The organism is Salibacterium lacus (genome assembly GCF_042684865.1).
In the GTDB taxonomy this organism is placed as follows: Bacteria; Bacillota; Bacilli; order Bacillales; family Marinococcaceae; genus Salibacterium; species Salibacterium lacus.
In genome coordinates, this window is sequence record NZ_JBHUML010000002.1 from 1,232,528 (window position 1) to 1,255,255 (window position 22,728).

At 47.9% G+C, this 22,728-nt stretch carries 22 protein-coding genes; 2 read left to right on the forward strand and 20 right to left on the reverse strand.

Going from position 1 to position 22,728, the window contains the following annotated elements; genetic code table 11:
* Positions 1 to 45: 45 nt before the first annotated feature.
* The 17 genes from gucD to ACFSUB_RS07195 form a co-directional block, all read right to left on the reverse strand.
* Complete coding sequence (gucD, locus tag ACFSUB_RS07115) at positions 46 to 1,506, reverse strand: alpha-ketoglutaric semialdehyde dehydrogenase GucD (protein ID WP_380712495.1); 1,461 nt, start codon at positions 1,504 to 1,506, stop codon at positions 46 to 48.
* Between the two features lie 20 nt (positions 1,507 to 1,526).
* Positions 1,527 to 2,456 (reverse strand): 5-dehydro-4-deoxyglucarate dehydratase, encoded by a 930-nt coding sequence (kdgD, locus tag ACFSUB_RS07120; RefSeq protein ID WP_380712496.1) that lies wholly within the window; start codon positions 2,454 to 2,456, stop codon positions 1,527 to 1,529.
* Between the two features lies 1 nt (position 2,457).
* A complete protein-coding gene (locus ACFSUB_RS07125) occupies positions 2,458 to 3,159 on the reverse strand; it encodes a FadR/GntR family transcriptional regulator (protein WP_380713202.1) in 702 nt (233 codons plus the stop codon).
* A gap of 210 nt (positions 3,160 to 3,369) precedes the next feature.
* Positions 3,370 to 3,795, reverse strand: coding sequence for a hypothetical protein (locus ACFSUB_RS07130; RefSeq protein WP_380712497.1), 426 nt, complete (start codon positions 3,793 to 3,795; stop codon positions 3,370 to 3,372).
* Positions 3,796 to 3,848: 53 nt separating this feature from the next.
* Positions 3,849 to 4,694: a helix-turn-helix transcriptional regulator gene (locus tag ACFSUB_RS07135; protein WP_380712498.1), complete on the reverse strand. Its 846-nt coding sequence runs from the start codon at positions 4,692 to 4,694 to the stop codon at positions 3,849 to 3,851.
* A 125-nt stretch (positions 4,695 to 4,819) separates the two neighbouring features.
* The gene (locus tag ACFSUB_RS07140) at positions 4,820 to 5,845 is read right to left on the reverse strand and encodes a hypothetical protein (protein ID WP_380712499.1); all 1,026 of its coding nucleotides are present in this window, start codon (positions 5,843 to 5,845) and stop codon (positions 4,820 to 4,822) included.
* Between the two features lie 163 nt (positions 5,846 to 6,008).
* A complete protein-coding gene (gene uvrC, locus ACFSUB_RS07145; RefSeq protein ID WP_380712500.1) occupies positions 6,009 to 7,784 on the reverse strand; it encodes an excinuclease ABC subunit UvrC in 1,776 nt (591 codons plus the stop codon).
* A gap of 5 nt (positions 7,785 to 7,789) precedes the next feature.
* Positions 7,790 to 8,152: a DUF488 domain-containing protein gene (locus tag ACFSUB_RS07150; protein WP_380712501.1), complete on the reverse strand. Its 363-nt coding sequence runs from the start codon at positions 8,150 to 8,152 to the stop codon at positions 7,790 to 7,792.
* Positions 8,153 to 8,208: 56 nt separating this feature from the next.
* A complete protein-coding gene (gene trxA, locus ACFSUB_RS07155; RefSeq protein WP_090928224.1) occupies positions 8,209 to 8,526 on the reverse strand; it encodes a thioredoxin in 318 nt (105 codons plus the stop codon).
* A gap of 278 nt (positions 8,527 to 8,804) precedes the next feature.
* The gene (locus tag ACFSUB_RS07160) at positions 8,805 to 9,212 is read right to left on the reverse strand and encodes a DUF350 domain-containing protein (protein WP_380712502.1); all 408 of its coding nucleotides are present in this window, start codon (positions 9,210 to 9,212) and stop codon (positions 8,805 to 8,807) included.
* A gap of 34 nt (positions 9,213 to 9,246) precedes the next feature.
* On the reverse strand, positions 9,247 to 11,598 hold the full coding sequence (locus tag ACFSUB_RS07165; RefSeq protein WP_380712503.1) for an endonuclease MutS2: 2,352 nt from the start codon (positions 11,596 to 11,598) through the stop codon (positions 9,247 to 9,249).
* 41 nt (positions 11,599 to 11,639) lie between these two features.
* Positions 11,640 to 13,373: a DNA polymerase/3'-5' exonuclease PolX gene (gene polX, locus ACFSUB_RS07170; RefSeq protein WP_380712504.1), complete on the reverse strand. Its 1,734-nt coding sequence runs from the start codon at positions 13,371 to 13,373 to the stop codon at positions 11,640 to 11,642.
* Between the two features lie 60 nt (positions 13,374 to 13,433).
* A complete protein-coding gene (locus tag ACFSUB_RS07175; protein ID WP_380712505.1) occupies positions 13,434 to 13,976 on the reverse strand; it encodes a CvpA family protein in 543 nt (180 codons plus the stop codon).
* A 3-nt stretch (positions 13,977 to 13,979) separates the two neighbouring features.
* Complete coding sequence (gene zapA / locus ACFSUB_RS07180) at positions 13,980 to 14,243, reverse strand: cell division protein ZapA (protein WP_380712506.1); 264 nt, start codon at positions 14,241 to 14,243, stop codon at positions 13,980 to 13,982.
* A 1,079-nt stretch (positions 14,244 to 15,322) separates the two neighbouring features.
* The gene (gene pheT, locus ACFSUB_RS07185) at positions 15,323 to 17,746 is read right to left on the reverse strand and encodes a phenylalanine--tRNA ligase subunit beta (RefSeq protein ID WP_380712507.1); all 2,424 of its coding nucleotides are present in this window, start codon (positions 17,744 to 17,746) and stop codon (positions 15,323 to 15,325) included.
* A 13-nt stretch (positions 17,747 to 17,759) separates the two neighbouring features.
* Positions 17,760 to 18,794: a phenylalanine--tRNA ligase subunit alpha gene (gene pheS / locus ACFSUB_RS07190; RefSeq protein WP_380712508.1), complete on the reverse strand. Its 1,035-nt coding sequence runs from the start codon at positions 18,792 to 18,794 to the stop codon at positions 17,760 to 17,762.
* A gap of 349 nt (positions 18,795 to 19,143) precedes the next feature.
* Entirely contained in the window at positions 19,144 to 19,935 is a 792-nt protein-coding gene (locus tag ACFSUB_RS07195) for a TrmH family RNA methyltransferase (RefSeq protein ID WP_380712509.1), read from the reverse strand.
* 75 nt (positions 19,936 to 20,010) lie between these two features.
* On the opposite strand from ACFSUB_RS07195, the gene sspI reads away from it, so the two are divergent.
* Positions 20,011 to 20,217 (forward strand): small acid-soluble spore protein SspI, encoded by a 207-nt coding sequence (sspI, locus tag ACFSUB_RS07200; protein ID WP_380712510.1) that lies wholly within the window; start codon positions 20,011 to 20,013, stop codon positions 20,215 to 20,217.
* Positions 20,218 to 20,286: 69 nt separating this feature from the next.
* On the opposite strand, the gene ACFSUB_RS07205 is transcribed toward sspI, so the two are convergent.
* Together ACFSUB_RS07205 and ACFSUB_RS07210 are read right to left on the reverse strand one after the other, a co-directional pair.
* A complete protein-coding gene (locus ACFSUB_RS07205; RefSeq protein WP_380713203.1) occupies positions 20,287 to 21,348 on the reverse strand; it encodes a M42 family metallopeptidase in 1,062 nt (353 codons plus the stop codon).
* 94 nt (positions 21,349 to 21,442) lie between these two features.
* A complete protein-coding gene (locus tag ACFSUB_RS07210) occupies positions 21,443 to 21,922 on the reverse strand; it encodes a dUTP diphosphatase (protein ID WP_380712511.1) in 480 nt (159 codons plus the stop codon).
* A gap of 129 nt (positions 21,923 to 22,051) precedes the next feature.
* Between ACFSUB_RS07210 and ACFSUB_RS07215 the strand changes: the two genes are divergently transcribed.
* A complete protein-coding gene (locus ACFSUB_RS07215; RefSeq protein WP_380712512.1) occupies positions 22,052 to 22,447 on the forward strand; it encodes a sigma-w pathway protein ysdB in 396 nt (131 codons plus the stop codon).
* Here ACFSUB_RS07215 and ACFSUB_RS07220 read toward each other — a convergent pair.
* The gene (locus ACFSUB_RS07220) at positions 22,419 to 22,682 is read right to left on the reverse strand and encodes a DUF1294 domain-containing protein (protein WP_380712513.1); all 264 of its coding nucleotides are present in this window, start codon (positions 22,680 to 22,682) and stop codon (positions 22,419 to 22,421) included. The genes ACFSUB_RS07215 and ACFSUB_RS07220 overlap by 29 nt on opposite strands.
* Between the last annotated feature and the right edge of the window lie 46 nt (positions 22,683 to 22,728).

The window sequence follows — 22,728 nt, forward strand, 5'->3', positions numbered from 1 at the left end:
ATTTCTGGGTGGAAAAGAGAATAAGGGGAGACTAACATTACCCACTTACTTGACGAGAACGGTTTTTATATCGGTGAAGAATTCTTTTGCGGCTTCACCTTGTTCGCGGGAATGGGAACTGGACTGCTTCATTCCGCCAAACGGTGCCTGTAATTCTACACCGGCGCTCTCTGCATTAATTCGGACAAGACCTGCTTCCATGTCATCGATGAAGGAAAGCATTTTCTGGACATTGGTTGTGAAAATGGAGGCACTCAATCCATACTCCACGTCGTTGGCTGTTTCGATTGCTTCTTCTATCGTGTCTACCTGCATTAACGCAAGGACCGGGCCGAATATTTCTTCCTGAGCAATTGTCATGTTCGATTCAATGCCGTCAAATACTGTCGGTGCCACGAAATACCCGTTGTCATATTCTCCACCGGACAGTTTTTCCCCTCCGCAGAGAACCTTGCCGCCTTCTTCTTTTCCTGTTTCGATATAGGAGAGGACGGTACTGAGCTGGTTTTCGCTTACGCTCGGGCCCATCCATACACCCTCATTCAAGCCGTTGCCTGTGTTTATTTCTTTTACCTTGGCAACCAATTTATCTTTAAAGGCCTCGTACACATCTTTTTGCACAATTACTCTGCTTGTTGCGGTACATTTCTGTCCGGTGGAACGGAGTCCGCCACTGATTGTCGCATCCACTGCCTGATCGAGATCTGCATCTTCGGTAACAATGACAGGGTTTTTGCCGCCCATTTCAAGTTGATACTTGGCGCCTCTGGCAAGAGCGGACTGGCCGATCTGCTTTCCTACGCTGTTGGATCCGGTAAATGTTATACCGCCTACTTCCGGATGATCGGCAAGACCCTGGCCGATGACCGATCCAGATCCGGTTACCATGTTTACAACACCAGCAGGAAATCCTGCTTCTTCAAAACATTCAAAGATTTTGGCGCATGTTACCGCCGCTTCGGTGGCTGGCTTTAACACTACTGTATTTCCGTAAATCAAGGCCGGAGCCGTCTTCCATACCGGAATAGCTACCGGGAAGTTCCAAGGTGTGATAACACCGACAACGCCGAGTGGAGCCCGATTTGTGAACATCAACGCATCTTTATCCGTTGATGGAATCACATCCCCTGTCTTTCTCATTCCTTCTCCGGCAAAGTACCTCAGGATAGCTGCTCCACGCATGGTTTCTCCCTTTGCTTCAGGAAGTGTTTTCCCCATTTCCCGGGTCATGCACTCAGCTATATCTTCCTTGCGGCTCTCGATAATATCGGCTGCCTTATACAGATAATTTCCTCTTTCCGCACCTGATAGTTTTCTCCAGTTTCTTTTAGCTGAAGATGCAGCTGCGACAGCTTTCTCCAGATCTTCGGCCGATGACTTCTGCACGCTTCCGACAACATCATCCAGATCAGCTGGGTTTCTGTTTGTTACACTCTCCTTTGTGTTCGAAGGAACCCATCCTCCATTTATGTAGTTCGAAAATTCGTTAAACGTTTTGACAGTCATGATACCCCTCCCAATTATATTTAAAGTGCTGCTTCCCGGTTTGGCGGGTATTTTTTCAGTGCATCTTTCAGCACCCCGCGGAGCTCTTCATAGTGTTCTTCTTCTACTGGTGTCACCGGCGGTCTAACCGTGTTGGAAACCGGCAGACCAACTATCTCCATACCGGCTTTGATCAAGGCGACTGCGTATCCTTTCCGTTTCCTTCGAATCCGGTTAATCGGCAGTATTACATCTTCATAGATTTCCTTCACCTGATCTTCATCACCCTCCTTAAGCGCCTCATAAAATTTTCTTGAGATATGAGGTATATAGTTGGAAATCGCTGAAGAATAGCAGTTGAATCCAAGCGGGATATAAGCCGGCATTGTGACTTCGGCCATCGGCATGCCGTTCAGCCATCCCAGCCTGTCTCCAATCTCCTGTGTGAATTCAATATTGGTTTCCATATCCCCGACACCGTCTTTTAGTCCAACGACCTGCGGAAAGTCTGTCAGGCGTTTCAACGTTTCAAGCTGCAGTAACGCATTCCCCCTTTGATAAAGAATAGCGTTCAGATCCGTACTCGTAATGATAGCTTTATAATACTCATACAGTCCTTCCTGCTCTCCCTGAATCAAGTAGGGTGGTAAAATCAAATAGCCGTCGGCCCCCTTCCTTTCGGAAATTTCAGTTTTTTTCAATGATTCTGACATATTACCGCCTATCCCTGTATAAACAGGAGCCCTTCCCCCGGTCACCGAAACAGCCAGTTCTGTCATTTCCTCGAACTCTTCCATACCAATATTTGTACATTCTCCCGCGCCGCAGGCTACAAATATAGATTCCAGTCCTTCATCCAAAAGAAATTCAATATTTTTTGTCAAAGCTTCCTTGTCTATGTTTCCGCTTTCATTAAAGGGCGTAACTGGAAAACCGGAAATCCCTTCCGGTGCTTTTCGCTTCTCCGTCATTTTACTCATCCTCACTCTCTGCATTTTCTTTCTTTTTAATCGGTCGGATCAGCCTGTTTCTCGCGTGATCAAGGTGCCGGTACATGCTTGCGTGTGCTTCAATGGGATCCCGGTTTCTGAGTGCCTGGTAAATATCTTTGTGCTGCTGCAGTGTTTTTGATTTGTTCCGGTCTACAAGCGCGATGTTTTCCAGTGTTTTATCGTACATGTTCAATAGAGGATCAATAATGCCTTCAGTAATGGAATTGCTTGCGCTGTATGCAATAATCCGGTGAAACTCCCGATCTGTTTCGGAGTAATCGCCTTCAGCCGCTTCCATGATTTCAATCGTTTCCTTCAGCCTTCTCAGATCCAGTTCCGATATTTTTTCAGCTGCCAGAGAGACGAGACCAAGTTCTTGGGAAAGGCGGGTTTCGATAATCGTATCAATATCCCCCACAGATAGAGCCAGCATGATGCGGTAAGGTTCGCTTCCCACTTTATTTGAAAAAAACGTTCCTTCTTTTGTTTTCCTGTGGATGACACCCAGTGTTTCAAGCGAACTAAGCGCTTCCCTCAACACGGGTCTGCTTACATACATCATATCCATCAGTTCCATTTCCGGGGGGAGCTTATCACCTGCTTTTAACTGACCGTTCATTAAGAGGCCGATGATCTGTTCAATCACCTGGCTGGCAAGTGTTTTTCGTTTAACGGATTCCATTTTTATCGGGCCGGTATCTTTACTCAATCTGCACCCTCCCCTCTAACCTAAAAGCTTATAAAAGCCTTATTAATTATTTAGTAATTTGAATTGTAAGACAAATAAACAATATAGTCAATGAATTTTATTATATAATTTTTTTGTAAGACAAATAAACAACAAAAAAAACGGAATGAAAATCTTCTCTTCAAACCGTTTACATTTCTTTATTTAAGAAGCATAAATGGTGTCGATCGGTACCTCTCTGCCATTTTCAATAATTTGAATCGTGGAGTAAGAATCATTCGAAGGCAGGCGGTAGATTCTTTGAAACCCGGCTTCTTCATTATCTTCAGCATTTGTAATATTCTCTGTTTCATAATAAATCTTCAGCTTGTTTCCCTTTGTTTCAGACACGACACTGCTGAAGATGGTACTTTTATTATTTTCATCAGGGTGAACACCGTTTAGAAAGAGGTAGTTGTTCTTTTCGCCCGAATACATATATACTCCGTTTTCTTCTCCCATTCGGCTGATGAAATCTTCTGTTACTGTTTGTGCTTGTTTCATCGTTACTTCCGAAAAAGACTGATCCGGATTCTGGCTGCACCCGGCAATAAAAAGAAAAAATAGTACGCATACCGCTTGTCGTTTCAAAGACTTCTGTCATCCTTTCTTTATGATTTCCTACACTGTTTCTTATTTCCAGACTACCACCTTTCATTCTCAAACGATACCTGTGAATCATCGCGTCTGCACCTCTTTTGATATTCCTGCGGAGAGAAACCGCTGTACTGTTTAAAGAGACGGCTGAAATAGTAACTGTCTTCATATCCCACTTCCTGTGCCACCCTGAAAATCGGCATCGACGTACACTGCAGCAGTCGGCCGGCCTCTTTCATTCGTTTATGTATAATATACTGCCTCGGTGTTTTTCCTGTATAGGACTTAAAACCTTTGTAGAACGCGGAACTGCTCAGTGTTGAGCAGGACAGCAGCTTCTGCACCGGAATATCGTTATGAAAATGATGATCAATATAATGCCGGGCTGCTTTTATCCCGCATTCAGCGCTTTTTTCTTCGGATATCTGCGCCTGCTCTATCTCTTCCATCACATGATGAAAATAAGGAACAATCTGTGAATAATCTGATCGGTTTTCCGCCCACATTTGATGCAGCCTGTTTAGATAATACCCGGCCAGTGGATGCAGCATTTTCTCCACCACTTCTGCTTCTTCCGGGATCTTTTTCTGTTCCACACACCACGTCCCGTCTTTTTGGAACACCCGGGCTGCAGTGAAGGTTACAAATAGTATATGGGCATACGGCTGCGGAATGATGTATAATCCACCGGTGTGATGGTTGAGAGCTTGAATGCCATCCCCTTTTTTCATGTCGACGTTGGTTTCCTGCCGGGACACTTCTCCCCTGCCATCGATTATATACATAACAACCGAGTCACCAGGCTTTCCGCTGGTCCCGGCCCACCAGAACGCGTTCGTCATTTTTTCGGCCTGAATGTCTGTTATATCGAAAACATGATGCAGCATCCCCATACTTGAACCCCTTTTTCTAACATTTCTTAATTGATAATGATAATCAATTACAATTATACAATACACAGCTGATATTGACAAAAGACGACCTTTTTGCAAAGGGCCGCCTTCTGCCTCATGTGCCGCTATTTTGTTGTTACAGCGAGAATCGAATCATCCGGATCCAGATACATTGTAACCGAGCCTTCCAGGTCTTCTGCCACATCCGAGTCAAAGGACGTTGTATCTCCATCCGCTTCCACAAATAAACCGGCATACTCATAATTGCTTCCATTCATATCAATGGATTCTTCAAAGATTCTTTCAAGTGGACCTTTTAGTGTCTGATTGTAAACTTCAGCAACACCTTCTTCTTCATTAAACAAGAGCATGTCTCCCTGCTTCAGATCATCCAACGTTATTCTTTCGTTGTTTTTCACAATCAGAAAAGAAGCAAGGTCCAGCTCCTGACTCACTCCCGTCACCGTCGTCCCCTGTTTCTTCTCTACAAGGAGATGATGCGGCATATTGAATTGACCAACAAAGGAATCATCACGGTCCAGCTCTTCTTCGGATACCATTTCGTACGATACCATTTCATTACTGCCGTTCATTTTGACATGCATGTCTTTATTAAAGGCATGGATGAGATCCAGCCCGTCCGGCACCGTTAGTGTTTTTGATTCCTCTCCCGACGTCAGTGTTACCTGCCGTTCTTTTACGTCTTCAGCATCCATGTTCTCAATCTTCATTTCATCCATGAATTGCGTCCGGTGAACGAGATTCGTCAATGTCTCTTTCCCCGTATGTATTTTCATTGTATAATCCTGAAGGTGTTCCAGTTCGGCAGAGCGGTACATATGAAGCACAGCGCCGGTCCCGTCTTCATTCATATCCACTCTTTTCACACCTTTTCTCTCCCGCGAAAGGTCGTGTACAACTTGAACATCAAAGCGGTCGAATGACTCCACTTGACGGGTGAACGTTACCTCAATCACACTCCCTCCGTGATTTAAAGCCTGGACACTGCTGATCGCTGTTTTATTCACTGCTTCTGCTTCATTCCCTTCAGATTCCGAGGCCTGTACCGCCGCGGTAAGCCATCCTGCCAAAATAATACTGATAAGTGCTGATACCATTACTTTTGGATTCCAGATTATTGTTGTATTCATTTCTACTCCCCCTATTTTATCTTATGGAAATTTTCCTCTGCCCTCCCTTAAATGATATTGAAAATCATTATCATCTAATATGATAAAATAAAAAACACCCATGGAGGAATGGATGTTTTTATTTCATTCATGGACTTTTTTTGCGGATGGTCTTTCCTTTTGTTTATTCGTTTTCCTGAAGGCGCTTCATTAATTCATGGGAAACGTTATCCGGTATGGAGATACCGCGGAAATCTTCGATGGTTGCTTCCTTCATCTTTTTCACGGACCCAAAATGGCGGAGAAGCTGGGTCTTTCGTTTCTCGCCGACGCCGGGAACATCATCAAGAATGGACGTGAACATGTTCTTCTTACGCGTCTGTCGGTGAAACGTAATGGCAAACCGGTGCACCTCGTCCTGAATCCGCTGAAGCAGGTGAAATGCGTGACTGTTACGTTTGAGAGGCACCACTTCCACCGGGTCCCCCATGATCAACTCCGATGTTTTGTGCTTTTCATCCTTGGACAATCCAGCTACCGGCACAAGCAGTCCGAGTTCATCTTCGAGTACACTTTTCGCCGCACTCAGCTGTCCTTTCCCGCCGTCAATCAAAATCAAGTCAGGCAGTTCCGCTTTTTCTTTCAGCAGCCGTACGTAACGGCGGCGGATGACTTCCTTCATGGAAGCATAATCATCGGGACCCTCCACCTGTTTCACTTTGTATTTCCGGTAATCCTTTTTGTACGGACGCCCGTTCAGAAATGTCACCATCGCTGATACCGGATCAGCTCCCTGAATATTGGAGTTGTCAAAAGCTTCAATACGGTAGGGTGTATCAATGTTCATTTTCTCTCCGAGGTCCTCCACCGCGCGGACTGTTCTCTCTTCATCACGTTCAATCAGCTGGAATTTCTCCGACAGTGCCTGTTCGGCATTCCGGGCAGCGAGCCGCACCAGTTCACGTTTTTGACCGCGCTGAGGCTGCTGGGTTTTTACGTCGACGAGCTGCGCTGCCATTTCTTTGTCCACTTCCTGCGGAAGCAGAATTTCCCGTGGTTTGATATGATCTTCTTTCAGATAAAACTGCCCGAGAAATGTAAGAAAATCTTCCTCTGGATCCTGATAAAACGGAAACGTTGAAACATCACGTTCGATCAGTTTCCCCTGCCGCACAAAGAAGACCTGCACACACATCCAGCCTTTATCATAGGCATACGCGAAAACGTCCCGGTTCTGCCCATCATTGATTGTCATTTTCTGCTTTTCCATCACGGCGTCAATGTGCTGGATTTGATCACGGAGCTCTTTTGCCCGCTCGAAATTCATTTCCTCCGAGGCTTCGTACATTTTTTCCTGAAGATCTTTTTTTACATCCTGATGCCCGTTATTCAAAAAGCGGACCATATCCTGCACAAGCTCCTTGTTTCTCTCCTGCGGTACATGAAACTCGCACGGAGCAAGGCACTGGCCGATATGATAATACAGGCAGACCCGGTCCGGCATTGTCCGGCATTTTCTCAGTGGATAAAGCCGGTCCAGCAGTTTTTTCGTCTCGTTTGCAGCGATGGCATTCGGATACGGACCGAAATAACGGCCTCCGTCTTTTTTTACTTTTCGCGTCGTAATAAGGCGCGGATGCTCTTCGTTTGTAATTTTCAAATACGGGTAGGATTTATCATCTTTTAAAAGGACATTAAACTTCGGTTCGTGCTTTTTAATGAGGTTCATCTCAAGAATCAACGCCTCTATATTGGACGAGGTGATGATATATTCGAAATCATGGATATTTGCAACCAGCTGCTGGGTTTTGCCGTCATGCGAACCTGTGAAATAGGATTTCACCCGGTTTTTCAGCACTTTCGCTTTGCCGACGTAAATAATGGTGCCATGCTTGTTTTTCATTAAATAACAGCCCGGCTGCGCCGGCAGAACCGCCAGTTTTTCCTTGATGGCGGACAAGGACTTCACCTCTTTTCTTCAATCCACTGCTTTAGAAGCACCGCATGGTTATAGGTCTCATCTTTGGCTGCAAAAAGCAGAGTGACAGTGTTTAAAGCAGCTTTATCTGCAAGTTCATTTATCTTCTGCTGTGCGTTCTCATCGTTTTGCAGTTCTTCGTCATAGTACCCTGCAAACGCCTCAAATTTTTCTTTCTCGTGATTAAACCATTTCCGAAGAGACGCACTCGGGGGCACTTCTTTTGCCCAGTCGTCAAGCTCCGCCTTATCTTTGGAAATTCCTCTCGGCCAGACTTTATCCACGAGTACACGGTACCCGTCCTGTTTGTCTGTTTTCTCGTAAATCCGTTTCAGTTGTACCGGCATCATAACACCCTCCCGTCGAAAAAAACTGCTGACGCGGACATCAGCAGTTTCGTTCGTTTTTAGGATAAATGTTTGTTCAGCACTTCTTCCAGCTGTTCTTTCGGCTGGAATCCGGTAATTTGTTCCACAACTTCGCCGTTCTTGAAAAGAAGCAGCGTTGGGATACTCATAACACCGAATTTTCCTGCTGTTTCCTGGTTTTCATCCACATCGAGTTTCGCGATTTTGATTTGATCTCCCATTTCTGAATCAATCTCTTCCAGAACAGGAGCGATCATTTTACATGGACCGCACCAATCTGCCCAAAAGTCTGCGAGTACAACTCCTTCAGACGTTTGTTCTGTGAAATCCTGGTCGGATACGTTTACTATTGCCATAATAATGGTCCTCCTTTTAGTCTTCATAACTTGATACTGTTGGTATTATAGCACCCGGAATGTGCTGTTGCGAATAAACTGCTCAACTATCATTATAATACCCGGGCGGGATAGTTTAAAAACATATCTAAAGCAACATCTTATGACAGCAGCTGCGCTGATTCAAGAAAAAAACAGCAGATAAACCGCTCCCGACAGCACAAAAAGAACACAGCATGCAATCAAAATTACTGCTAAACGTTCCACGGCAGTTCTCCTCCCCCGCACTTGGCATGTTCCTACAGAATACCGGCACCGATCACAAATGACATTCCGACGGAAATGATAAATGAAATCAAGCCGACAGCACGGTTGTCTGCCTTGATTTCTTCGTCGACTTTAAACATTGGTGTCAAAAATTCAAACATTACATAGCTGAACACGAGAAGAACGAAACCATACGTGCCCCACAGCACCATCGTCAATATGGCATCATTGTGTTCGATTGAAAAGCGGAAAATATTCGCCACGCCGAATATTTTCCCGCCTGTTGCAAGAGCCACCGCCATGTTTCCGCTCTTTATTTCTTCCCAGTTTTTATAAGAAGTGATGGTCTCAAAAACCGTCAAAAAAACGATAAGGGAAAGAACAGCCACGCTGAAGTTGGCCGCTGTCTCTACAAATGGGTTCTGCATCAGATTTTCCATATCGTCCGCCTCTCTTATGAAACCTTCTCCTGTATTATTTCAAACGGGCGACAGTATTGCCGATCCCGCCTTCGTTCATTCCGCCGTCTCTGGTTTCTGCGACGCTGGGATGTTTATTCAGGAGTTCTTTGACGCCTTTACGGAGAGCGCCGGTGCCTTTGCCGTGTATGATATGAACCTGCGGATAGCCGGCGAGTACAGCTTCATCGAGATATTTTTCCACTTTCTGCATGGCATCCTCGTAGCGCACCCCGCGCAGATCAAGTTCGGGCTTCACGGCATTGTCTGCGGAGACGTTGGTTACCGGCCGGGAAGGCTGGCGGACCGGCTCCTGCTTGACTTTTTCCATATCGTCCGCTTTGACGTTCACTTTCATAATTCCAAGCTGTACCTGGTATTCTTTATCCCCTTTTTTCTCAAGGACCTGTCCCTGCTGGTTGAAACTGAGTACTTTCACTTCATCGCCGGGATGAAACGTCCGCTCGCTGTCCGCCTGTTTTTTGATCTGCTGCCGTTTGCTTAAATCCGGAGCTGCCTGTTCCATCCGTTTTCTGGCATCAATCAATTCGTGTTCTTTTACCTGATGTCCCTCTTTTTGAAGCTCCCGAAGGTCCTTAATAATATCATCGGCCTGCTCCCGGGCTTTTTCGAGCTCTTTCTGTGCTTTATTTTCGGCAGAAGAAATGACGTCCTGTTTTTTGCGGTCCATTTCCTGAAGCTTCTGTTCCAGTTCACGATGCAGCTGCTCTGCTTCCTCACGCGTCTTCCGGGCCTCGTCCAGTTCCTCTTCCGCCGCCTGTTTTTTCTCTTCCAGTGACGTAATCATATTTTCCACCTGGCGGGTATCCTCGTGGACTTCCGATTCCGCCGCCTCAATGATGGATTCTCCGAGCCCCAGCCTGCGTGATATCGCAAAGGCATTACTCCGCCCCGGGATACCGATAAGAAGCCGGTACGTTGGACTCAGGGTTTCCACATCAAATTCGACACTCGCGTTCATGACACCTTCCCGGTTGTAGGCATATCCTTTCAGTTCACTGAAGTGGGTCGTCGCCACCAGTCTCGCCCCGCTTGCATACACGTAATCCAGAATCGATACAGCCAGAGCCGCGCCTTCGGTTGGATCGGTGCCGGCGCCGATTTCATCGAACAGTACGAGGCTCTTCTCGTCTACGTGGTCCAGAATTTCAACGATATTAGTCATATGGGAGGAAAATGTACTCAAACTCTGTTCGATCGACTGCTCATCCCCAATATCGGCGTACACATTGGAAAACACGGCTGCTTCTGACTCTTCTTCCACCGGCAGGTACAACCCCGACTGTGCCATAAGCGTAAGCAGACCTACTGTTTTCAGCGTCACCGTTTTCCCGCCGGTGTTCGGTCCGGTGATGACAAGTGAGGAAAATGTTGTTCCGAGCTCTACATCAATCGGTACCACTTCATCTCCGTCCAGAAGAGGGTGCTTTGCTTCTTTGAAACGCAGACGCCGGCTGCCGTTCAAACGTGGACGGGACGCTTTCAGTTGATACGCGTAATACGCTTTTGTAAAAAGAAAGTCAAGTTCAGCAAGGTAATCCAGGTTTTCAAGAAGCTGATCCACAGCTCCCTGCACCCGTTCCGAGAGTTCTTTTAGAATTCTTTCGATTTCCTGTCGTTCCTGCACGCGTGCTTCATTCAGCTGATTGTTCATTGTGACGACAGACTGGGGCTCTATAAAAAGCGTAGCCCCCGAAGACGACTGATCGTGAACAATCCCGCCGAAAGAAGAGCGATATTCCTGTTTGACCGGAACAACGTAGCGGTCATTACGAATGGTGACAATCGCATCCGACAGTTTTTTCTGCTGGGAGGAGCGGGTCATCTGCTCCAGCTTGGAGCGTATATCCGCTTCCAATCCCCGTATTCTCTGGCGGATACTGCGCAGAGCGGGGGTGGCTGCATCCAGCACTTCTCCGTGATCATCAATCGACTGTTTGATCTCACGTTCCAGGTCGGAAAGCGGGGCAATCGGCCCGGCCAGTTCCGAAAGAAGCGGCAGTTCAATCTCTTCTTCCACCATCGTTTCGATAAACTTCTTTATGTGCCGTCCGCCGTAAATCGTATCGGCGGTTTCCAGCAGTTCACCGGCATTCAACGTTCCACCGATCTCGGCTCGTTTCAAATGGGCTCGAATGTCTGTAATTCCCCCAAGCGGAGCCTGTCCTCTCAAGCGCAGCACTTTAGCTCCTTCTTCCGTGCGGTTTAGTTCTTCCTCCGCTTTGTCAAGTTCGGTAAAGGGCTCGAGTGCTTCTACTTTTTTTCGTCCCAGTGTGGACGCCACATGATTTTTCAGCTGTTCTTTCATCTTGTCATATTCCAGTACGCGTCGTACGCGTTCGTTCATGCCCGGTCATCCTTTCCACACAAGCTGTAACAGGGCAGGACTCAACGTTTTGTGCGTTCCTGTTTTCCCTGTAAAAAAGCGCGCAGTTCCTCTATATTTCTTGTATTTACTATTTGTTCTTTCTGAAGAAGTGCTTTCTTTGCGGACGCGGTTCCTATTTCCATATGATCCAGCATGTCCGGTGTGTGCGCATCTGTATTAATGGAAATCATGGTACCTGTATCCGCAGCTTTGCGCAGCCACGCCGCGGATAGATCAAGGCGGTTGGGATTAGCATTCAGTTCCAGTGCCGTCCCTGTCTTTGCCGCCTTTTTCAGCAGTGTCTGCACGTCTGCATCATAACCCTCTCTCCGTCCGATTAAACGGCCGGTCGGGTGAGCGATTATATGGACCGAGGGATGTTCCAGTGCAGCATCGAGACGTTTCATAATGTCGGTGCGGCTTTGGGAAAATGAAGAGTGAATCGAGGCAATCACCACATCAAGCCGGGACAGCACCTCATCTTCAATATCCAGCGTCCCATCAGGACGGATGTCCATTTCAATACCGGCCAGTACAGTGAAGTCTTCATATTGATCATTTACACGCCGGATCTCCTCTATCTGGCGGAGAATACGTTCTTCATCCAGACCATGTGCCACCTGCAGAAACTTGGAATGATCCGTTACCGCCATCCACTCATGTCCCCGGCTTCGTACTTCTTCAGCCATCTCTTCCACCGACAGAGCTCCGTCACTCCACGTGGTGTGCATGTGAAGATCCCCTTTAATGTCGCTTCGTTCCACCGTTTCATACGGTTGCTGGTACATTGTTGTTTCACCTGTCCCCGCTCTTGCCTCCGGAGGAATATAGTAAAGACCCAGATAATGAAAAAAATCTTCCTCAGATGAAAAAGATGTCACCTCTTTGGTTTCCAGGTTTTCAATCCCGTATTCACTCACACGTTCACCCCGGCTCTTTGCAATCTGGCGTATCTGAACATTGTGGTCTTTGGAACCTGTGAAATGATGCAGGGTGGTCGCAAAGGCATCGTCATCCGTTAAACGAAAATCAATTTGAACCGGATAGGACAGGGCCAGTTCCAGCGATACTTTGGACGGACCATCAGCAATCACTTCCGACACATACGGCAGTTCTTTCAACTGCGTGCGGATGGGATCCGTGTTTTCGACCGAGACCGAGAGAATATAATCCAGATCTTTAATGGTTTCCTCCATCCGCCGCAGACTTCCGGCCCGGGCCCAGCGTTTCACATCTGCCAGATTTTTTATTTCTTTTTCCAGCATTTTTGCTGTTTCAAGCATAAAAGCGACCGGAAGCCGATCCGGACGGCTTCCCATGTCCTCGAGCGCTGCCAGTATTTTCTCTTCTGTTTTAGCTCCGAATCCGGAAAGTTCCCGGACCCGGCGGGACTCACAAGCCTGCTTCAGCGAAGCGGCATCGGTGATCTGCAGCTCCTGATATAATTTCGCAACTTTTCTCCCGCCCAGCCCCTGAAGATCAAGAAGTGGAATCAAACCTTCAGGAATTTCTGATTTCAGTGTTTCAAGCACCTGGGCTTGATTGGTATCGCGGAGTTCTTCAATCACCGCAGCGGTACCTTTTCCAATACTGTTCAGGGAAGCGGGTGTCTGTATTTCACTCAGGGAGCGTTCATCCTGCTCAAGCGTCTGTGCCGCTTTCCGGTAGGCCGACGTTTTGAACGTGTTTTCTCCTTTTATCTCCATATATACCGCAATGGTTTCCAGCGCCTGGATAACCTCTTTTTTATTCATCCCGGGTTCCTCCCTTTCCCAACGTACGAAAAAACTTCTCGATGATAGAGAAGTTTTTCCTTAAGCCTCTTCCATCCAAAGGCCTTTCAGCCAGTCAGATAGAAAAGGAGTATGATTTATCATCATGTCAGCCATAGTGGATTGATCAATGGCCTGCTGCACCATCTCTATCGGCATCAGCGCTGCTGTCATTAATAAAACAAATAAAAGCAGATACGTCTCCACAAAGCAGAGAATGCCCCCGAGCCACCGGTTCACCATGCGGAGGACCGGCAGTTTCGTAACAAAATCGAGCATGGACCCAACAATCTGAAGAATTATTTTCACCGCAAAAAAGATCAGGATAAACGCAATGCCGTTATAATAGACGGCCTCCAGATCAAAAGAGGCGACCATCATCTGGACAATACCGTCTCCATCGGTGGAAATCTCAGGATGGGGGAGCCATAATCTCAAATATTCGGACAGCTCATGATAAAACGTAAAAGCAACAAATAGTGCGATAAAGAAACTCACTAAATGTATAGCCTGCAGTATAAAACCTCTCCGAAGCCCAACAAAAAAACTGATAACCAGTATCAGGAGTATCAAAAGACTCAGCATGAATTACCGTTCCTCTTCTCTCTCATTTCGTCCATCGGTCTCTGCCGACTGTTTCAGCTTGATGTAATCATCCGTTATATTGAGCGCTGTCAACACAGCGAGTCTCGTCGTATCCAGATAAGGATTGTGTTCCTTGAATTCACGCATTTTCTGATCCAGGTGTTCTGCCACCTGCATGACATGTTCGGGAGGTTCCTCTCCGACAATCGTGTACGGCTGCCCGAATATGGTGACTGTCGTGCGCTGCTTATCATTCCCGTCATCCACGGGTAAAACCTCCTGTCGTCAGCAAAATACCTACACATAATAATAACAGAATCGCTTCTGAATGGAAATGTTTTTTCCTTGGTATTATACCCGCTCCGGCAGGCGGAAAAACAAACCGGCTGAAACTGGTTTTTACAAAGGTTTACAGAGCTTAAAACAGACCTCCAGATAGAAGAATAAAGAGTCTGGGACAAAAGTAAAATAGGCGGAGGAAAACACGAATGTCCTGCGGCGTTGTTCAGCAGTCGTACAGCAGCGGAGCCAAAATGCTTCGACTCCTGCTCAGAACTATACGAATCACGGGTATCCCGCAGGATGCGGGTCAAGGCGGCGCCCTCACGTGACGTACTTCTACAGGTTAATGATGTTTAGGGGGGCACCAAACCCTCTAAAGTGCCTTCGGAATCATTCATATTGACGTTTATGGACGCGCCGGATACTATAAAGTGCCTCAGGCGTTATGCCGAACGACGTTTCAGGGGGGCCTTCCCCCCCTGAAGTGCCTTCGGGACTCTATTTCTCTCCCTTTTCCTGCAATGACGCGGGCTCTTTGCTGCGTCGACCCGTTCATTTTTCCACTGCAAACAGTCTCGATTCGTTCATAATGACGTTTTCCGGGGTATCAAACCCTCTAAAGTGCCTTCGGAATCATTTATACTGACGTTTATGGACGCGCCGGATACTATAAAGTGCCTCAGGCGTTATGCCGAACGACGTTTTAGGGGGTCCCTTCCTCCCTAAAGTGCCTTAGAACCCATTTGCAACGAATGTCCGTCCCCCCAACCTGAACACAGCTAACAAACGCCCGCATTTTCTGCGTCCGTACGGCCGGATCCGTTCAGGTGCGGTTTCGATGCCGACCAACGGGTCCTGAAACGGCCGGGTGCAAAGAAGACACGATGAGCCCCTGCGAACCGATGCCGCCCTTGTGCTCTGGAGTAAAAGCGGAGCATGTTGGCGCAGCGGTTTGTCTCAGCAATAAAGAATGCCGAACGATTTTTTTAATCGTTCGGCATTCTTTTTTTATCTGATATAGATTTTGTCCCAGACTCTTTTCGCCAAGTCATCACCTTATTCGTTTATTTCCTGAGTTCCGCGCTCACTTCTTCTTCGAGCTGTTTCAGTACATTATCGTGGGTCCTGCTGACTTCTTCATCTGTAAGTGTGCGGTCAGGATCGAGGTAAACAAGGGAGAACGCAAGAGATTTCTTTCCAGCACTCAGGTTTTCTCCCTGATATACGTCAAAGAGGGACGTATCATGCAGAAGATTTCCTCCTGCTTCTTTGATCACACGTTCCACTTTTCCGGCCGGCACCCCGTCATCAACAACCAGAGCAATATCCCTTGTTACCGCAGGATAACGCGGCACCGTTTCATAGAAAACGGGGACGGCTTCATGAGCAAGAATAAGATCCATATCAAGTTGAAAGACATACGTTTCCTTGAGGTCCCACTCTTTTTCCACGGCGGGATGAAGCTGTCCGGCAAACCCGGCATAGGTCCCGTCCAGATAAATACCGGCACTTCTGCCGGGATGAAGTTCTTCGTGTTCCGAGCGCACAAACTCCACGGCGGATGCTACGCCAAGTTCGTTAAATAACCCTTCCAGCACCCCTTTTACGACAAAGAAATCTGCTTTTTTCTTTTCTCCCTGCCAAAGATGAGTATCCCACCATCCCGTGACAGCCGCAGCAAGAACGCTTTTTTCCCGGGGCTGCTTTGTCAATGCATCTCCTGATTCTCCGATAAAAATCGACCCCAGTTCAAATACCGCGGCATCGCTCAGCTGCCGGTTGCGGTTATACTGCACGGTATCCAGCAGCTGAGGAAGAAGACTCGTACGCATCGTGCTTCGTTCTTCACTCATAGGCAGCGATACGTCCACTTTTCCCGGCAGCGTATGGAGCTGCAGCCTGCTGCTGTGTTCTCTGGACGTAAGGGTATACGTCAAAGCTTCGTTCAGTCCTGCGCTTTCCAGAAAGCGGCGCAGACGACGTTCACGACGCTGGCGGTCTGTTAAAAAGCCGGGGGTCGTAACGCCCGACGGAAGAGTCGTCGGGATATAATCATAGCCGTACAGCCGCGCTGTCTCCTCTGCCAGATCCACTTCCCGTTCCAGATCCGGCCGGCGTGTCGGAACTTCCACCATAATTCTGTCGTTCTCGACAGAAGCCGGAAGACGAAGACGCCAAAATATCGACGAAATGTCCTCTTGTGAAAGATTCATGCCAAGAAGACCGTTCAACTGATCTGTGCTCGTTTCAATCTTTTTGTTTTCTGCAGGACGGTGATCCACTTCCACTGTCCCTTCAAGCACTTCTCCTCCGGCGTAGGCCTCCAGCAGTGAAGCAGCCCGCTCTGCAGCTTCCTCCACCCGTCCGGAATCAATTCCTTTTTCAAACCGTATGCTTGATTCACTGCGTATGCCGGTCTCCCGTGAGGCTTTGCGGACTCTTGCCGGCTGAAAATAAGCTGCTTCAAGCAGAACCGTTGTCGTGTCATCCTGAACCTCCGAGGAGGCACCTCCCATGACTCCGGCAAGGGCGACCGGTTCCTTTCCGTTTGTAATGACCATATGCTCTGGTGAAAGGGTTCGTGTCTCGCCGTCAAGCGTCGTCATCTGTTCTCCTTCTGCTGAGCGGCGCACGAGGATTTCCGACGAACCGAGTTTGTCCAGATCAAAGGCGTGGAGCGGCTGTCCATATTCAAGCAGCACATAGTTCGTAATATCCACTACGTTGCTGATCGGCCGGATTCCCGCTGCTGTCAGCCGGTTCTGCATCCACTGCGGCGATGGACCGACTACAATGTTTTTCACGACTTTCACGCCGTAGAAAGGATTGTCTTTTGGCACATCCACCTGAACCGAGACATGGCCTGAAGCATGTTCTGCGCTTTCTTTATGTGCGGTGTCCGGATGAACAATGTCTCTGTCGAGCAGTGCTGCTATTTCATAGGCAACACCGAGCATGCTCAGACAGTCGGGACGGTTTGGGGTCAGATCCAGTTCCAGCACGGTGTCGCGTAGACCGATTTCCGCCACGGCGTCCGCCCCGATCTCTGCGTCGTCCGATAAAACATAGATGCCATCCTGATATTCTTTTGCGACAAGTTTCTGCTCCACACCCAGTTCCTGGAGGGAACAGATCATCCCTTGAGACTCCTGACCGCGCAGGGTGGTGGTGGTAATTTCTACACCTCCAGGCAGAACAGCGCCGGGCTCAGCTGTGACTACTTTCTGTCCGGCCTGAATGTTGGAAGCGCCGCAGACGATGGTACGTTTCGCGCTGCCTGTATCGACAACGCAGACACTCAGCTTGTCTGCTTCCGGATGCCGGCTGCATTCTTCCACATAACCGACAACGACGTGTTCCACTCCTTCGGTCCGGACGTGAAGCATATCAACTTCCACACCGCCGCGCGTAAGACGTTCTGCAGCATCTTCTGCGCTTAAGTCTTCTATGTCTACATAATCTTTCAACCATTGATACGAAACTAACATGTTACGTTCCTCCTTATGCCCGTTTGAACTGGTTTAAAAACCGAATATCATTTGTATAGAAATGACGGATATCATCGATTCCGTATTTCAGCATCGCAAAACGTTCCACTCCCATACCAAAGGCAAAGCCGGTATAGACTTCCGGATCAAATCCGCTCATTTCAAGAACGTTAGGATGTATCATGCCGGCTCCCAGAACTTCAATCCAGCCGGAATGCTTACAGATCCGGCAGCCTGTTCCACCGCAGATGCCGCAGGAAACATCCACTTCCACCGACGGCTCCGTGAACGGGAAGAAACTCGGGCGCAGTCGGATACTACGGTCCGCTCCGAAGTATTTCTGGACAAATGCCTCGAGCACTCCTTTCAGATCACTCATCTGTACGTTTTTATCCACATAAAGGCCTTCAATCTGCATGAATTGATGGGAATGGGTCGCGTCGTCATCATCACGCCGGTATACCTTTCCCGGACAAACAATTTTGACCGGTCCCTGTCCTTCAAACGTTTCCATCGTGCGGGCCTGAACCGGGGAAGTCTGCGTGCGCAGCAGCATGTCGGTAGTAACATAGAAGGAATCCTGCATATCCCGGGCCGGATGTTCCGGCGGCAGGTTCAACTTTTCAAAGTTGTATTGATCGGTTTCGACTTCCGGTCCTTCTGTCACCTGAAACCCGAGGCCGACAAAAATGTCTTCAATTTCCTCTACCACAGCGGTCAGCGGGTGTCGTGCTCCCTGTTTCACCTCTCGGCCCGGCAGCGTAACGTCGACACTTTCTGCTTTCAGTTTTTCATCGAGCGCCGCTTTTTCAAGCTGCTCTGTCTTTTCGTCCAGTTTTTCTTTAATTTCTTCACGGACTTCATTGGCTTTCTGGCCGACTTTCGGACGTTCCTCTTCCGAAAGTTGTCCCATGCCGCGGAGAACCTCTGTGATCGGTCCTTTTTTCCCAAGATATTTCACCCGGACAGATTCCAGCGCTTTGACTGAATCTGCCTGCTTTATCTCCTGAAGCGCTTCTTTTCCAAGTTCCTGCAGGCGGTCAATCATTTTTCTTCCTCCTTTAAACGTAAAAAACCTTCATCCCTGTTTCTAAGGGACGAAGGTTCCGCGGTACCACCCTTGTTAACCATAGACGTTTAGAAACGTCCGGTTCACTCGATTGACTGGATAACGGGGGGTCCCGGTACACCTTGCCAGCAGTACATACTGCAGGTTTCCGGTGCCGGCTCCAGAGCGAATTCGACAGACCTGTCACAGAACTGCTTGCAGTCGGCGGCAGTTCCTCCCTGGGTGACGGTATCCTGTTTACTACTCTCCTTCTCAGCCTTTTGCGTCTCTTTTTTCGTTCGTGATCATGGGATAAGTATAAGAAAAAATAAAAACGAATGCAAGGTGTTTAATAAGGCTGCTTCAAATGATACAGCAGTATACCGGCAGTTACTGACACATTCAGGGATTCCGCTTCGCCGTATATCGGAACATATATATTCTGATCCGCCTCGTCCAGCAGGGACTGCTGCACCCCGGCTCCTTCATTGCCGACCAGAAGCGCAAAACCTTTCTGTGCGCCGATAGCGGTATGGGACGTTCCTTCATTCACCGACGTTCCAAACACCGGAATCTTATGCGTCCGGCAGGCTTCCATCCACTCTCCGAGCTCTGCTTTGATCACCGGCAGATGAAACAAAGAACCTTGCGTCGCCCGGACCACTTTATCATTATATCCATCCACCGTTCCTTCTCCGAGAATCACCGCTGTTACACCAGCGGCATCCGCAGTCCGGATCAATGTGCCGAGATTCCCCGGATCCTGCACTCCGTCTATCAATAAATACGTATGACCGGTGTGCACATCCAGGGAGGTTTCCTCCGGCATCCGGCAGATCGCCGTCACCCCCTGCGGTGTCTCGGTCCGGCTCATTTCCTGCATCACCTGTCCGGTGACAAGCGAAACGGGGAGATCTGAAACATCTACATCTTCCGGGATATCTTTCGTTTCTTCTATAAAAACATCCGTGATTTTCACATCGTGGGCTTCGGCTTCTTTTAACAAGTGCCAGCCTTCTATGACAAACTGCTGCTCCCGTTCACGGAATTTCCGCCTCATTAAGCGCTTTACATTTTTCACTTTCGGATTTTTTACAGAGTCAATTTGATTCCATGGCATTCCCTTTTCCCAATCCCCCATCTACATATTTTTTCTCCGGATGAACATACTACACCTATTAGTCATTATTTTATCACAAAAAAGGAGGGCATATGGATGTCTTTTAATCTGCGTGCTGCAGTACTGGAAAATGTGTCGGGTAACAATGAAGAGCAGGTGGAAGCGACGATTCAGGACGCCGTCGAAAGCGGAGAGGAAAAAATGCTTCCGGGTCTCGGTGTATTATTTGAGGTATTTTGGAAACATGCCTCCGACAATGAAAAAGACCAGGTTATCCGTGACATAGCCGACGGCCTTCAATAAGCTGCGGGAATACTTTTTCATCCGAAAAAATGACGCTCCCCGCCTCAGCAGGCGGAGAGCGCTTATTTTTTACGAATCATACGTGATTTCATGTACTTTGTCAGCGTCGAGTCCTTTTATGATTTCTACAAACAACTGTACCGCATGCTCAAAGTCATCTTTATGCAGGATAGCTGCATGGGTGTGAATGTAACGGGTTGGAACCGTGACAGCCAGACTCGGTACACCCTGGCCTGTCAGGTGAATCGATCCGGCATCTGTAGCACCGCCGCTCATCGCATCAAACTGATACGGAATACTGTGTTTATCCGCTGTGCCGGTCACAAACTCGCGCAGACCTTTATGTGAAACCATGGAACGGTCGAAAACAAGGATCTGCGGCCCTTTTCCAATTTCGGCCTTGGCATCGTTTTCTGTAACCCCCGGCGTATCACCGGCAATGCCGACGTCGACGGCAAATCCAATGTCCGGTTCAATTTTGGATGCCGAAGTTTTCGCACCCCGCAGGCCGACTTCTTCCTGAACCGCGCCTACACCGTACAGCTCATTGGGATGGTCCTCATTCTGCAGGCGTTTCATAGCTTCGATGGCAATAGCGCAGCCGATACGGTTGTCCCAGGCTTTGGCCATCATTAATTTTTCATTGTTCATCACAGTGAAATCACAAATCGGAGCCACGGAGTCCCCCGGCTTTACACCGAAGCTTTCCGCTTCTTCCTTACTGGAAGCACCGATATCGATAAACATATCCTTGATTTCCACTGCCTTTTTGCGCTGTTCCGCTGTCAAAATATGCGGAGGCTTGGATCCGATGACACCGGTTATGTTTCCTCTGGACGTCATAACATTCACGCGCTGGGCGAGCATCACCTGGCTCCACCAGCCGCCGACCGTCTGAAACTTCAGGAAGCCGTTATCATCAATCTGGGTAATCATAAAGCCAATCTCATCCAGATGGCCGGTTACCATAATTTTAGGGCCGCCTGCTTTTCCTGTCTTTCTGGCAATCAGACTCCCGAGCTGATCGGTTGTTACTTCGTCTGCATAAGGCGAAATGTATTCCGCCATCACATCTCTGGCTTCTTTTTCGTTGCCCGGGATGCCGTTTGCATCGGTTAGTTCTTTAAGCATCTGTGTTGTTTGGTCCAATGTTTATTCCTCCTTTTGCTGACTCATCCGTTCCCATTTTACTATAATGCCCAATGTAAAGATACTCAAACGAACGTTAGTAACCTTCTTCCTGACGCTGATGATTCGCTTCGTTTTTCTGGAGGTACGCAGCTTCTATATCCTCTTTTGAAAAACCGAGCTGATAACCAAGCGCTAAATACGCTTGGAAGAGGTCAAGAAAATATTCTTTTGAAAATGTTTCTTTCAGCGTCAGGGCAGCCTCGTACACCTGGTGAAACTGTTCTGTCACACCTGCTGCGGCGGGGGCGCCGGCTTCCGGAACTTCTTCCCAGCCGCCGTCCAGGCCAAGTGACAAAATGAAATGAAGACCGTCCACGTATTCTTCGGCAATGACATCCCGGTCGGACGCCGGTTTTTGACTCCAATATTTAAAACAGCGGGTCTCATTGGCAAGCTCTCCGATTTCCACAAGAAGAGCCAGCATTTTCTCAGCGTGAATCTCCCGGCGGTTCAAATTATGATCCTCAAGGATCCTTTCATCAAGCTTCCGTTGAATAGCAAACAACTGGTTCATCCTCTATCTTTTCCTTTCTTCTTCAAATTCCATTACAATGAAACTAACAACAATGCTGCTCCGTATAGTATAATGCAGACAAGACGTTTTTTTCGAGAGAAGGATACTCCGCGAGAGGAGGAATGAGAGATGGCGCTTCTGCTCCGAACTCTGATTCTCATTGCCGTCATCATTGTCATTTATGCTGTGATTAAATATATTCTCAATCCAAAACGGAAACTGGAACTCGCCCACGATAAGAAACAGTTTTATTTTCTTGATGAAGCTGATAATGTCCGCAAAAATTTCCTCATCACCTATAAAGGCGTGATGTTTGAAGGGGAAAAATATCTAGGCACCACCGAAAACGCGTTTGATATTGTTTCCGTCGCCATCTGGGTGAAAAACAGTGACCGTCTGCAGGGTCTTCAAATCGAAGATTTCACCTTCATGGAACGGGAAATCCAGCAGCAGTATCCGCATGCTGCTATCGAATGGAAAAGCCCCGTACGCGAATTTATAGCGCAGTCAGATAAAGAACAATAAAAACGTGGACGGCACACACTATAGGCACCCCTGCCTTGAAAAGGATATGCCGGGTTTTGTGGCGGAAGATGTACATGCCTGCAAGCATCCCCGCGCTTCCCCCTGCCCATGTCAGAAGCCAGAACCGTTTTTCCGGCGTTCTCTGCTTTTTATGACGGGCCTGATGCTTATCCTTTCCTGCTTCGACAAAGGTAATCACATTCACAATGACAGCATAGACTAACAACCATGTCATAATATGTACTCCCAATAAAACAGGCCCGGGTTCATCCCGGGCCGTT

Bases quoted from the DNA above. Each gene is read 5' to 3' on its own strand.
- gucD (WP_380712495.1), bottom strand. From the start codon at position 1,506: ATGACTGTCAAAACGTTTAACGAATTTTCGAACTACATAAATGGAGGA.
- kdgD (WP_380712496.1), bottom strand. From the start codon at position 2,456: ATGACGGAGAAGCGAAAAGCACCGGAAGGGATTTCCGGTTTTCCAGTT.
- ACFSUB_RS07125 (WP_380713202.1), bottom strand. From the start codon at position 3,159: ATGGAATCCGTTAAACGAAAAACACTTGCCAGCCAGGTGATTGAACAG.
- ACFSUB_RS07135 (WP_380712498.1), bottom strand. From the start codon at position 4,694: ATGGGGATGCTGCATCATGTTTTCGATATAACAGACATTCAGGCCGAA.
- ACFSUB_RS07140 (WP_380712499.1), bottom strand. From the start codon at position 5,845: ATGAATACAACAATAATCTGGAATCCAAAAGTAATGGTATCAGCACTT.
- ACFSUB_RS07150 (WP_380712501.1), bottom strand. From the start codon at position 8,152: ATGATGCCGGTACAACTGAAACGGATTTACGAGAAAACAGACAAACAG.
- trxA (WP_090928224.1), bottom strand. From the start codon at position 8,526: ATGGCAATAGTAAACGTATCCGACCAGGATTTCACAGAACAAACGTCT.
- ACFSUB_RS07160 (WP_380712502.1), bottom strand. From the start codon at position 9,212: ATGGAAAATCTGATGCAGAACCCATTTGTAGAGACAGCGGCCAACTTC.
- ACFSUB_RS07165 (WP_380712503.1), bottom strand. From the start codon at position 11,598: ATGAACGAACGCGTACGACGCGTACTGGAATATGACAAGATGAAAGAA.
- polX (WP_380712504.1), bottom strand. From the start codon at position 13,373: ATGAATAAAAAAGAGGTTATCCAGGCGCTGGAAACCATTGCGGTATAT.
- ACFSUB_RS07175 (WP_380712505.1), bottom strand. From the start codon at position 13,976: ATGCTGAGTCTTTTGATACTCCTGATACTGGTTATCAGTTTTTTTGTT.
- pheT (WP_380712507.1), bottom strand. From the start codon at position 17,746: ATGTTAGTTTCGTATCAATGGTTGAAAGATTATGTAGACATAGAAGAC.
- pheS (WP_380712508.1), bottom strand. From the start codon at position 18,794: ATGATTGACCGCCTGCAGGAACTTGGAAAAGAAGCGCTTCAGGAGATA.
- ACFSUB_RS07195 (WP_380712509.1), bottom strand. From the start codon at position 19,935: ATGGGGGATTGGGAAAAGGGAATGCCATGGAATCAAATTGACTCTGTA.
- sspI (WP_380712510.1), top strand. From the start codon at position 20,011: ATGTCTTTTAATCTGCGTGCTGCAGTACTGGAAAATGTGTCGGGTAAC.
- ACFSUB_RS07205 (WP_380713203.1), bottom strand. From the start codon at position 21,348: ATGCTTAAAGAACTAACCGATGCAAACGGCATCCCGGGCAACGAAAAA.
- ACFSUB_RS07210 (WP_380712511.1), bottom strand. From the start codon at position 21,922: ATGAACCAGTTGTTTGCTATTCAACGGAAGCTTGATGAAAGGATCCTT.
- ACFSUB_RS07215 (WP_380712512.1), top strand. From the start codon at position 22,052: ATGGCGCTTCTGCTCCGAACTCTGATTCTCATTGCCGTCATCATTGTC.
- ACFSUB_RS07220 (WP_380712513.1), bottom strand. From the start codon at position 22,682: ATGACATGGTTGTTAGTCTATGCTGTCATTGTGAATGTGATTACCTTT.